Origin of the sequence: Robertmurraya mangrovi, assembly GCF_034427655.1 — a bacterium.
Lineage (GTDB): Bacteria > Bacillota > Bacilli > Bacillales > Cytobacillaceae > Robertmurraya_A > Robertmurraya_A mangrovi.
Map to the genome: position 1 here is coordinate 402608 of NZ_JAXOFX010000004.1, position 12101 is coordinate 414708.

General features: G+C 36.4%; 10 protein-coding genes and 1 rRNA gene. 10 read left to right on the forward strand and 1 reads right to left on the reverse strand.

Features of this window, described 5'->3' with window-relative positions; genetic code table 11:
- The first annotated feature begins 7 nt into the window (after window positions 1–7).
- The 7 genes from SM124_RS09505 (at window position 8) to SM124_RS09535 (ending at window position 6824) form a co-directional block, all read left to right on the forward strand.
- Window positions 8–742, forward strand: a complete 735-nt coding sequence (locus SM124_RS09505) for a hypothetical protein (protein WP_322446274.1) — start codon at window positions 8–10, stop codon at window positions 740–742.
- A gap of 451 nt (window positions 743–1193) precedes the next feature.
- Window positions 1194–1478, forward strand: coding sequence for a hypothetical protein (locus tag SM124_RS09510; protein ID WP_322446275.1), 285 nt, complete (start codon window positions 1194–1196; stop codon window positions 1476–1478).
- 291 nt (window positions 1479–1769) lie between these two features.
- Entirely contained in the window at window positions 1770–2633 is an 864-nt protein-coding gene (locus SM124_RS09515) for a YitT family protein (RefSeq protein ID WP_322446276.1), read from the forward strand.
- 54 nt (window positions 2634–2687) lie between these two features.
- A complete protein-coding gene (cccB, locus tag SM124_RS09520; protein ID WP_322446277.1) occupies window positions 2688–3023 on the forward strand; it encodes a cytochrome c551 in 336 nt (111 codons plus the stop codon).
- 791 nt (window positions 3024–3814) lie between these two features.
- Window positions 3815–4501, forward strand: coding sequence for a cell division ATP-binding protein FtsE (gene ftsE, locus SM124_RS09525; RefSeq protein ID WP_322446278.1), 687 nt, complete (start codon window positions 3815–3817; stop codon window positions 4499–4501).
- On the forward strand, window positions 4491–5384 hold the full coding sequence (ftsX, locus tag SM124_RS09530; protein WP_322446279.1) for a permease-like cell division protein FtsX: 894 nt from the start codon (window positions 4491–4493) through the stop codon (window positions 5382–5384). The genes ftsE and ftsX overlap by 11 nt, the downstream gene beginning before the upstream one ends.
- 171 nt (window positions 5385–5555) lie before the next feature.
- Window positions 5556–6824 (forward strand): murein hydrolase activator EnvC family protein, encoded by a 1269-nt coding sequence (locus SM124_RS09535; protein ID WP_322446280.1) that lies wholly within the window; start codon window positions 5556–5558, stop codon window positions 6822–6824.
- A 77-nt stretch (window positions 6825–6901) separates the two neighbouring features.
- Here the strand turns inward: SM124_RS09535 and SM124_RS09540 are convergent, their stop codons facing one another.
- A complete protein-coding gene (locus SM124_RS09540; protein ID WP_322446281.1) occupies window positions 6902–8251 on the reverse strand; it encodes a helix-turn-helix domain-containing protein in 1350 nt (449 codons plus the stop codon).
- Window positions 8252–8467: 216 nt separating this feature from the next.
- Between SM124_RS09540 and SM124_RS09545 the strand changes: the two genes are divergently transcribed.
- The 3 genes from SM124_RS09545 to SM124_RS09555 all read left to right on the forward strand — a co-directional run.
- Complete coding sequence (locus SM124_RS09545) at window positions 8468–9919, forward strand: S41 family peptidase (protein WP_322446282.1); 1452 nt, start codon at window positions 8468–8470, stop codon at window positions 9917–9919.
- 249 nt (window positions 9920–10168) lie between these two features.
- Window positions 10169–11362 carry a PDZ domain-containing protein gene (locus tag SM124_RS09550; protein WP_322446283.1) on the forward strand — a complete coding sequence of 398 codons (1194 nt, stop codon included), beginning with the start codon at window positions 10169–10171 and terminating at the stop codon, window positions 11360–11362.
- A 429-nt stretch (window positions 11363–11791) separates the two neighbouring features.
- Window positions 11792–12101 (forward strand): 16S ribosomal RNA (locus tag SM124_RS09555); the annotation flags it as partial.

A 12101-nucleotide genomic window follows, 5' to 3' on the forward strand; every position in this document is an offset into this window, starting at 1 on the left:
GATTAAGATGGAAGAAACTTTGAACCAACTACTCCTAGAATTTCAAAAAGTTAATCATCGTTTAGATAATATAGAAAAAGGTCAAGACCGATTAACAACAGATGTATTGGATCTAAAAGCAGGACAAAATCAATTAACAAAAGATGTAACAAATCTAAAGTCAGGCCAAGATCGATTAACAACAGATGTATCGGATCTAAAAACAGGACAACATCGATTAACAACAGATGTAATGGATGTAAAATCAGGCCAAGATCGATTAACAACAGATGTAATGGATGTAAAATCAGGCCAAGACCGATTAACGACAGAAGTAACGGATCTAAGATTAGGCCAAGACCGATTAACAACAGAAGTAACGGATCTTAAAACTGGCCAAGAGCAATTAAGTAATGATGTAAAGGGCTTAAAGTCAGATGTCAAAGATCTCAAAACAGATGTAAAGGGCTTAAAGTCAGGTGTCAAAGATCTCAAAACAGATGTAAAGGGCTTAAAGTCAGATGTCAAATACCTCAAATCAGATGTAGAGGATCTTAAAATTGGCCAAGACCAGTTAAAAGATAACCTTATTAATGGACTTGGACCGTACTTCGAGCAAATCGAGAAGCATATTGATGCAAAAGCAGATGAGTTGAAAGATGTGCTAGAAGGACAACAAAAGGTCATTGATATTTTATCGGCTCGTTCTATTAAGCATGAAAGTGAAATAAATGACTTTAAACGTATACTGAAAAATCAGTAGTAGTGATAATATAATTGTAAAACCACGATTTTTTATCGAATTCGTGGTTTTTTTGCGGTTTCAATGCTAGAGCAGTGTTAATTAATTCTTTGTCCCCCAGAAGAACACGTTACATAAGAAAATGTACTTTTGAAATAAAAGTAAAATGGATATGTTTGTGCTTTTAATGAAATTTCAGGTATGTTTCAATAACTATTGAAAAAAATATTCAAAATGAATAGAATAAAGTTCTATGAAATAAAAAGTGGTAATACCACTAACTGAATGCCAATAGCAACACTATTTTAGGGATATAGCCGTAACACATTTTACTCTTGTGCTAAATTGTAAATAAATGTTCAATAAAGAGTATGTTGGAAGCTTTTCTATTATCTAGAACAGCTAGATTGATATAATAATAGTTTTTTTGGTGGAAACCTCTTAGAACAATCCTGAAAGGGAGATAGTGGAGATGATTAAAGAATCTAACTCGAATGAGCATTTAATATTGGTTAAAAATCAGTATTATAAAAATTACCTTCAAAAAGAATTGGATCGATATAAATATATAAAGGTACCTACAAAGAAAATGTCCTTAACAAACGAAGAGTTTGTTGACTGGGCTTTTGAGTTACTGTCACCAAAAGAACTTTCCCAATTGATTTCAATGATTGAAACGGCAAAAGGACGTTCCTCTAGTGTGAGGCCGATACTTGAGACGATTGCTATAGGAATTGTCCAAAAACAAACTTCTTAATGTAAAGGTGTTTAGAGTTTTAGCTCTAAATGCCTTTTTCTATTTTTAAACCTAATTCATAACTTCCTCATTTTTACACACCCTATATTTAACCCTTTAATACGGTGGTTTAATGGCATTTACACACTGAATAGTCCGTGCTATACTCACTTTCGGTTAGAATTAAAATAGGTTCAAAAGAACTTGTTTTTATATCTCATAACGAATAAGTGTTGCCATAAAATTACTCTTACCAAAATAAATTTGGATATGTATTTTTCAACACGGTTATAGCATAAAGGAGAAGGAAAGATGAAGAAAAAACGGACAAGTACATATAACCCCACCTTAGATAAAATACTAGAATACATATATATCCTTATTGGTTCCGGGATCGTAGCAGGATCTTTTAATGTTTTCTTACTGCCAAATAAAATCGCATCTGGTGGGGTCAGTGGGATTAGTACTATTCTATATTCCACCATTGGTTGGGAACCAGCTTATGTTCAATGGGCTTTTAATATCCCGCTTTTTATTGCAGGAGTGGTTTTACTAGGAAAACAATTCGGTATTAAGACATTAGTAGGAACCATTTTTCTTCCTTTTGTTGTTTTTCTAACAAAAGATGTTGAGCCTTGGACGATGGACCCATTGCTTGGTTCATTGTTTGGTGGACTTGGTGTAGGGCTTGGGCTTGGAATTGTTTTTCGGGGGAAAGCATCTACAGGTGGAACTGACTTAGCGGCACAAATTATTAATAAGTACACGGGGTTAACGCTAGGGACATGCGTAGTCATTATTGATGGAATGATTGTGTTAGCAGCAGCTTTATTATTTGATATCGAACGTGGTTTATACGCTTTAATCGCTCTTTATGTTACGAGTAAAACGATAGATTTAGTGCAGGTTGGTTGGAGTCGTTCCAAGACGGTTATGATTATTACTAGTAAACAAGATGAAATTCGTGATGGAATCTTGAATAAAATTGACCGTGGTGTGACAAAACTATCAGCGTACGGAGGATATACTGATTCTGAACGCCCGGTTTTAATGTGTGTGGTTGATCAAACAGAGTTCACAAAATTGAAACAACTGGTCAAAACCATTGATTCTACTGCATTTATCGTTGTTATGGATGCTGCAGAGGTGCTCGGCGAGGGTTTCAAAAGGGCATAGTACTGGTATAATGAAGTCGTATATTATGTATATTTTTCCTGAGGAGGAGTTCTTTTGAAAAAGAAGCTATTAGCTCTATTAATGGGTACTTCTTTAGTTCTAGCTGCTTGTGGCGGCGGTGGAGACGAAGCTGCTGATGGCGGTGGCGGAAGTGAAGAAACAACTGCTAGCGCAGGTAACGCTGAAAAGCTTTACAACAACAAATGCTCTAGCTGTCATGGTGCGGATCTAGCTGGTGGAGTTGGACCAAACATCACTAAGGTTGGTTCTAAGCTAGCTAAAGAAGACATCGAAAACATTATCATTAAAGGCCAAGGTGCAATGCCAGGCGGATTACTACAAGGTGGAGAAGCATCTGAAGTAGCTGAGTGGTTAGCTGCTAAGAAATAATGATGGGAGGAACGTTCTGGTAAGTCAGAACGTTTTTTTCTATCTATTCTAGCTTTTCTCCCTCTTTTATTGCCTCAGCGATTGACGATTCTAACCTCTCCTACCCACTTTCGAGAGAATACTTTGTTATTCGATGTTCATACTCTTGTTTCGGGAATATAACTGATCTTTCGAGGATATATCCAAGAATTTCACAAAATTAGAGAAAATCTTCTACAAACCAAGTCAGTAACACTCTAAATAGACAGGAATCAACAATACCCACAACTCTACTAACATCATCCGCATACTATCCACTTTTTAAGAATTTTGATAGTTCTATGACATTTAAACTGGAATATTTTGTAGAAAACCTCGCGAAAATGATAGAAAAAGAAGGAATTTATACCCTTTATGTAGTATATATTCTGGTAGTATTGCTCTAATAGAGGAAAATGGTTCTTCTATTGTGACATGGTTGAAAAGAAACTGTAATAATTTTATAAGTTTTTTTGTCAAATGTTGATGATATAATGAATGATGTGTAATTGTGAAATATTTTTTTGCGAAATTTGACATTCTAGTAAATGGATTTTTAAGACTATAAAAAATTTGTCGTTTTTTGTGGAAAATACGAGTGGATGTTTTATTTAATTTCAGCTTCCATCTTTGACCGTACTCCAGTGAATACTGCTTTGTAAGCAAGTTGTTTGGCCTCTGTATAAAGGCCTTTTTGTATCTAAATTCCAGTTTTAATTAAAAGGTACATACGCTCTTCCAACAAAAATAGACAAACTATTAGGTGATAAAAAATGATAGAAATGCAAGAAGTATATAAAAAGTACCCAAACGGTGTTACAGCCGCAAATGGGATAGACGTTAAAATTAAACAAGGTGAGTTTGTATATGTGGTTGGTCCAAGTGGGGCCGGCAAATCTACTTTTATAAAAATGATGTATCGAGAAGAAAAGCCTACAAAAGGCAACATTCTCATTAATGGAGTGAACATTGGAAGGCTTAAAGGAAGTAAAGTACCACTTCTACGCCGAAATATAGGGGTCGTTTTCCAAGACTTTAAACTCCTCCCAACACTAACGGTTTATGAAAATGTAGCATTTGCGTTAGAAGTTATTGAAGAGCAACCGAAATATATTAAAAAACGTGTAATGGAAACATTAGATTTAGTTGGATTAAAGCATAAAGCTCGTATGCTCCCAACCGAACTATCAGGTGGGGAACAACAAAGGGTATCGATTGCCCGTTCCATTGTGAACTCACCAAAGGTCATGATTGCCGATGAGCCTACAGGAAACTTAGATCCTGATACCTCATGGGAAATCATGAATATTTTTGAGGAAATTAATACTAGAGGCACTACCATTGTAATGGCCACTCACAATAAAGAAATTGTTAACACCATTAGACATCGAGTAATAGCAATTGAAGGTGGACAAATTGTTCGTGACGAACAGAGAGGTGATTACGGCTATGAAAATTAGAACCTTTAATCGTCACATTAGAGAAAGTGTAAAGAGCTTAGGTCGTAACGGATGGATGACGTTTGCCTCAGCCAGTGCCGTAACGGTTACGCTTTTATTAGTTGGTGTATTCTTCGTCATCATGATGAATTTAAATAAAGTTGCTACAACGATTGAAGAAGATGTTGAAATCCGCGTTCACATTGATGTAGCAGCGACAGAGCAGGATCAGAATTTACTCAAGGAAAAAATCGAGCGGATTGTTCAAGTGAAGAGTGTAACATACTCCTCTAAAGAGCAAGAGCTAGAAAACTTGATTGCTAGTTTAGGTGAAGAAGGGGAAGCTTTTAAAATGTTCGAACAGGACAATCCCCTAAATGATGTGTTTGTCATAAAAACGAAAGACCCATTAGATACGATGAAAGTAGCTAAACAAATTGAAAAATTTGAGTACGCATCTAAAGTAAAATATGGTCAAGGACAAATAGAAAAGCTATTTGAATTCCTTAAAGTGAGTAGAAATGTGGGAATTGCTCTTGTTGTTGGGTTACTTTTCACAGCAATGTTCTTAATCTCGAATACTATTAAAATTACGATTTTCTCTCGTCGAAGAGAAATTGAAATTATGAAATTAGTTGGTGCCACTAGTTGGTTTATCCGCTGGCCTTTCTTCCTTGAAGGCTTATGGTTAGGGTTACTAGGAGCGATTCTTCCGATTGCCTTGATTGCAACGGTTTATAACTATGCCTTTGATTTTATCCAACCGAAATTAGAAGGCCACTTCATTCAAGTACTAGAGTTTAACCCATTTATTTATCAAGTATCAGGAATTTTAATATTAATGGGAGCGTTCATTGGTATTTGGGGAAGTATGATGTCCATTAGAAAGTTCTTGAAAGTATAAACGTAAGGCAAAGAAGGGCCCCGGGGGGGATTGGGCAGCCCTTCTACCTTCAATCATATTAGACGGTTAAGAATTGGAAAAAGTTTCAATTTCGGTAAGGAAGTTTAAAAACATACTTAAGTAAAAACGATTTACCTGTACATATGGTTACATAGGAAAGGAGAAATCGGATTGAAAAAGAAAATAATTATTTTATCCGTAGTAGCAGCTATAGGTTTTGGAGGAACGGTAACCGATTTTCCTCTTGAAAAAGCATATGCTAATAATTTGAATTCTCTTAAAGAGAAGAAGAATGAAATAGAACAGAAGCGATCGAACGTAAACTCAAAGATTAGTGAAACAAACAAAGATCTTTCACAAAATAAAGAAGAGCAAGCGGAAGTAAATAATGAGATTAGAAGACTTGATTTAGCAATTGGTGATACAGAAACCAAGATTATGGATAAGCAAGAAGAGATTAAAGAAACTAAAGATGAAATTGAAAAGCTTCAAGACGAAATAAAAGTTCTAAAAGAACGAATTGATCGTCGAAATGAGTTATTAAAGAATCGTGCTCGTTCCTTCCAAGAGAATGGAAGTATGGTTAGTTATATAGATGTGTTAATGGGTGCGAAGAGCTTTGGTGACTTTATCGATCGCCTTGGTGCTGTGGCAACCATTGTAGAAGCGGATCAGGATATTCTTCGTGAGCACAAGTTGGACAAAGAAATGCTAGAAGAAAAGCAAACAGAAGTAGAAGCAGAACTTGCTAAATTAGAAGGTATGTTAGTAGAACTTGAAACGATGAAGAAAAGCTTAAAATCTCAGAAGTCTGAGAAAGACAAGCTTATGGCGAAGCTAAAACGAAAAGAAGAGCAAATGCATGCAGATAAAATGGAGCTAGAAGAAGAAAGTAAATTACTAGCTGCTCAACAACAAGCGATGCAAAAAGCGATTCAATTGGAGCAAAACCGTATCGCAGAGCAACGTCGTTTAGAAGAACAAAGAAGAAAACAAAATAATGGTGGCGGTGGGGGTTCCGTTAGCGCTCCACCAGTTTCTGATGGTACATTTACAAAACCAGCTGCAGGTTATGTTTCTTCTGGTTATGGCCATCGTTGGGGCAGTCTACACGCAGGTGTGGATATCGCAGCAAAGGGAACCGTTCCAATTGTAGCGGCAGCTGACGGTGTTGTTATCCAGTCATACTACTCAACAAGCTACGGAAATGTTGTATTCCTATCTCATTCCATTGATGGGCAAATTTATACAACTGTATATGCGCATATGAGAAGTCGATCGGTAGGCCAAGGAGAAGTGGTTTCTAAAGGACAGCAGTTAGGGTACATGGGTAATACTGGTCAATCCTTTGGTCAACATTTACACTTTGAACTCCATAAAGGCCCTTGGAACAGCAGAAAATCGAATTCAATCGATCCTAGAGGAATCGTTCCACTTTAAAACTAGTATTCTATTAATAGAATACCCAATTATTCAGATGATAAAACAGCCTGTGGAGAGAATCCACAGGCTGTTTTTTAATATTTAAATATTGGTAAAATCAAGTCGTCAAAATAAGTGAACAAGAATTGATTTTTCAAGTTTTTATAATAAATATCTAGAGCTGACATCTCTATACTGTTTGCTTGGTTCATCTTACTAATATGATAGTAAATTTCTGCCTTTAAGAAGCTTTCATCTTCTTGACCAAGTGTTGAAAGAGCCAACTCAAAGAAGGTTGAAGCCTCCTGTTTTTTTCCAAACTTTAGGTGGTATTTTCCTTCCAAAAATAAGTTGCGCGCTTGTATACTTCGTTGTTCAATACCCTCATACAAGTCGCCGGCTAATTTAAATAGATACTCAGTATATTCTTTATCATCTACTTGTTCTAATTGTAGATAAATTCCAAGCTGAATAATAGAGAGCTTTAATTCTTTTAATGGGCTGTTATCATTTTCAAGGTAGTAAAGAAATTCATGTCTTAAATTTTTTGCTATGTCTGACTGAAGACCATACGATTGAACAGCTAATAATGTAGATATAGCCCATCCTCTAATAATAAACTCTTGATTTTTACTCGCTTGCCAGCTCTGACGCAATGAAAGGAGAGACTCTTTTACATCATTAATATGTTCGTCTTGAAGAATGGTAACGAGTAATTTAATGTAATCGATTTCACTTTTTTCTATCACGTGATTTTGAATTTGATTAATGAAGCGGAATGCATTTAAGTAATCACCTGTGTATAAATGATAAATCGAAAAATTATAGTATAGTAATTCTTTCTCTTCCTTCGTAATAGTAGGATTATCCTTAGAAAGATCCTGGCCAAGGTTCAGAAAATGTAAACACCTTGATAGTTTTTTCTGGCTGAAATAACCACTAGCAATGGCGTTATAAGTTTTAATTTTTAGTCGGATTGTATATGGGTTATGATTATCTTCTAAAAGAATGTGAGAGAAATCTTGCTCTGCTTTTACAATTTGCCCGAGCTTTAAATGTAGCATCCCAGAAAGGTAGTAATAATCAATCAGTCGGCTAGGAATCTGATATTGTTGAACCTTCTCTTTAAACATTTCAATATTTTTTTCTGTATAGCTCCACTCTTTTAACGCCATTAATTCAATAATGTGCTGTTTGGCGAAATCAAGCTCCGTTAGCTTGTCCCCTATTTCAGGATCAACAAAATAGCTCATGGGAACTTCTAACTTTTTACTAATCTTCTGTAGCTCATCTTCCTTTACGGGCTGGCGTCCATTCTCAATGTTGCTCATTTTCCCTAAAGAGCAAATTCCTTCTGCCAACTCTTCTAGAGTCATTTTTTTCTTTTTTCTAATGTTTCTAATCTTTTCCCCGATTTGATTATGCCTAGGTAACACTTTATCCATTATAGAAACCCCTAATTTTTATTATATATGAATTATTTTACAGTAATGTTATAGGTTTTCCTACCTTTAACGGGTTAATGTGAGAAAATAGCCTTAATTATGCACAAGTTTACCGTTGATTTCTTCATAACTTGTCCTCTAACATCATATAGTGAACCATAGGATGATTAGGACAGCTTTTGATATAAGCAACTATTGGTTACGAGGAGGAAGAAAATGAACAGAAAAATAGTGGCACTTTTGATGACAGGGTCCCTGTTAACAGGTGCAGGCGGTACATATGCTGTTTTGCAGTTGACGAATATAAAGGAAGATACAAGAAAAGAACAATTACAAGGAGCGAATTCAGCTTCGGAAACGGAAAAAATTGATTTTAAAGAATTAGATAAAGTAGGGAAGGCATACGAACTTATTTTAAGTAGTTATGTGGAAAAAGTAGATGAGGAAAAGCTGGTTGAAGGGGCAATTCAGGGGATGTTGACGACCCTTGAGGACCCTTACTCGGTTTATATGGACAAAGAAACCGCTAAGCAGTTCAATGAAACGCTGGAATCTTCTTTTGAAGGAATTGGAGCCGAAGTGAGTATGGTGGACGGGAAAATTGTCATTGTTGCTCCGTTCAAGGATTCTCCAGCGGAAAAAGCGGGATTAAAGCCAAATGATCAAATTTTATCAGTAGATGGTGAGAGTGTAGAGGGACTAGATCTATACGAAGCCACACTTAAAATTCGTGGGGAAAAAGGAACAAAAGTAAAAATTGAGATTGCTAGAAAAGGATTAAAGGATCCTTTAGTCGTCGAAGTGAAACGTGATGAGATTCCACAAATAACGGTTTATGGAGATGTTAAGCAGCAAGGTAGTAAAAAAATCGGTTACTTGCAAATTCGATCGTTTTCAGAAGATACTTCTAAAGAATTCAAACAACAACTAACCGACATGGAGAAGCAAGGAATTCAAGGGCTAGTGATTGATGTTCGTGGAAATCCAGGTGGGCTTCTTGATAGTGTACAAGAAATATTAAAAGAGTTTGTGTCTAAGGAAAAACCGTTTGTGCAGATTGAAAAAAGAAATGGAGAAAAACTTCGCTATTTCTCTTCGCTGGAGAAAGAAAAGCCTTATAAAGTAGCTGTATTGATCGACCAAGGTAGTGCCTCAGCTTCGGAAATTTTAGCAGGTGCTTTAAAAGAAGCCGAAAATTACACCTTGATTGGTGAGAGAACGTTCGGTAAAGGAACAGTACAGCAAGCCGTACCAATGGGTGATGGTAGTAATATTAAATTAACTCTATATAAATGGCTAACTCCAGATGGAAACTGGATTCATAAAGAGGGCATCAAGCCGAATATGGAAGTGAAGCAACCGGCCATCTATCACACCCACCCATTACAAGTTGAAAAGCCGTTAGAAAAGGATATGAACAGTGAACAAGTTCAAAATGCACAGCAAATGCTGTCAGGATTAGGCTTTGCTCCTGGTAGGGAAGATGGATACTTTAGTGAAGTAACTGAAACAGCGGTTAAGGCATTCCAGCAAAAAGCGGGTCTATCTGTGAGTGGTAAAATTGATAGTGAAACGGCAGGAGCGCTTGAACAGGCGGTAGTAGCTGAGATGAAAAAAGAAGAAAATGACATACAATTGCAAACGGCACTGAGGTTTATTGCTCGATAAAAAATATAAATGGTGACAAATAAAAAAGGTGACAGGCACCTGTAATGGTCCTGTCATCTTTTATTTTGATTAGAATAACTTTTCTTTTTCAACTATTACAATAATGTTTCAGGTGCCTGTCACCAATAATGTTCCACAATCCAAAATATTACAAAAATATTTCAGGTGCCTGTCACCAACCTCTTTTGGTAGAATAGAAGTATTAGGTAAAAATCTAGCAAAGATTTTATCGCGAGGTTGGTGAGGAGCTTGGCTCAAGATTGGCTAATTGAATTGCTAAAAGGAACAGGAAAGTTCTTTTTACACCCAATATTTTATTATTTGTTATTTATGGCTGCGGTTCTAGGAGTTTCTCGTGTTAAAAGAGAGCGTAGCAATTTTCATATTCGAGCAGAAAATGCATATTTTGAACTAAGACAGTTACTACCTATTGGCATATTAATAGGGTTAGGCCTTTCAGTATTAACCATTGGTGTAGGTCTCGTTGTACCCATGGCGGCTGTTATATTTGTAGCATTTTTTACTGTGCTATGGAGCTTAACTACTAAAGTAAGGTTGCTGTCACCTGGGTATACAATCGGTTTTGCCTTCTTTGTGACTCTTCTTGCAGGAAGTCGAGAGTGGTCTATTCCGTTTTTTTCAGACATTTTAAATGCTTTGGACGGGGAAATCTATCCTTCCATTGCGGCTTTGTTAGCTCTTCTTGTGATTGGTGAGGGAATTTTAATTTTAAAAAATGGCTCAAAAGGATCGTCCCCAAAATTAATAAAAAGTAAGCGTGGACAAAGAGTTGGAGTTCATGAAGTAAAGAGAGTATGGATGCTCCCTGTATTTTTGTTGATACCTGGATCAGCTATTCAAATCCCTTTCGAATGGTGGCCGGTATTCAATGTAGGCGACCAAGCTTACTCACTATTATTGGTACCTTTTGCAGTAGGGTTTCACCAACAAGTACAAGGAATGCTTCCAAAAGAAGCTATTTCAATCCTGGGAAAAAGGGTGATAGCACTCGGTATTTTTCTAGTACTATTTTCTGTAGGAAGCTATTGGATACCTACACTATCGATAGCGGTGGTAGCGTTAGCTATTATTGGGCGAGAGCTTTTAACATTGAGTCAAAGACTATCAGAGGAGAATCTACCATTTTACTTTTCAAAGAGAAACCATGGTGTGATGATTTTAGGTATCATTCCAGATTCACCTGCTTTTAAAATGGCATTAGGGGTCGGTGAGTTAGTTACTAAAGTGAATGGAACTCATGTTCATGATGAGCAAGGATTTTATGAAGCACTGCAACGGAATCGAGCTCATTGTAAACTAGAAGTAATTGATACAAATGGAGAAATCCGTTTTGTTCAAAGAGCGCTCTATGAAGGCGATCACCACGAATTAGGAATTTTATTTGTGCAAGAAGAGAAGAAATGGGATACGAAAGCGGTATAATCGCAAGAGAGGCAGAAGTGTCTCTCTTTTTTGTTATTTTAAAAGGGAAATTGAATATTAACACCATGGTTAAAATTAATTTATCAATAAATATTTATAGGTTTGTACATATTAAAAAGAAAAAAAGAACTCCCTTAATTTTTTTATGAAATGTTATTGACTTTGTTATGCTAGGATAGTAATATAGTAACTCTCGCTGATAACTTATCGCGAGAAAATAAAAGAGTTGTTGACATTAACAACTCAATTTGATATTATTTAGTTCTGCCGCTGATGCGGTTAAGAAAATATCGAAATTAGTAATTGACTTTAAGAAATTGAGATGTTATGATAATGTCTCGTCTTAAAAAATAGTTCTTTGAAAACTAAACAAAACAGAAACGTCAACGTTTAAACTTATTATTTATTTTAAGAGCTAAATCTTACTCTTTATTGGAGAGTTTGATCCTGGCTCAGGACGAACGCTGGCGGCGTGCCTAATACATGCAAGTCGAGCGAAGTTTTAAAAGCTTGCTTTTGAAACTTAGCGGCGGACGGGTGAGTAACACGTGGGCAACCTGCCTATAAGACTGGGATAACTTCGGGAAACCGGAGCTAATACCGGATAATATATTTCTTCTCATGAAGGAACATTGAAAGATGGCTTCGGCTATCACTTATAGATGGGCCCGCGGCGCATTAGCTAGTTGGTGAGGTAACGGCTCACCAAGGCGACGATGCGTAGCCGACCTGAGAGGGT

Bases quoted from the DNA above. Each gene is read 5' to 3' on its own strand.
- SM124_RS09505 (WP_322446274.1), top strand. From the start codon at position 8: ATGGAAGAAACTTTGAACCAACTACTCCTAGAATTTCAAAAAGTTAAT.
- SM124_RS09510 (WP_322446275.1), top strand. From the start codon at position 1,194: ATGATTAAAGAATCTAACTCGAATGAGCATTTAATATTGGTTAAAAAT.
- SM124_RS09515 (WP_322446276.1), top strand. From the start codon at position 1,770: ATGAAGAAAAAACGGACAAGTACATATAACCCCACCTTAGATAAAATA.
- ftsE (WP_322446278.1), top strand. From the start codon at position 3,815: ATGATAGAAATGCAAGAAGTATATAAAAAGTACCCAAACGGTGTTACA.
- ftsX (WP_322446279.1), top strand. From the start codon at position 4,491: ATGAAAATTAGAACCTTTAATCGTCACATTAGAGAAAGTGTAAAGAGC.
- SM124_RS09540 (WP_322446281.1), bottom strand. From the start codon at position 8,251: ATGGATAAAGTGTTACCTAGGCATAATCAAATCGGGGAAAAGATTAGA.
- SM124_RS09545 (WP_322446282.1), top strand. From the start codon at position 8,468: ATGAACAGAAAAATAGTGGCACTTTTGATGACAGGGTCCCTGTTAACA.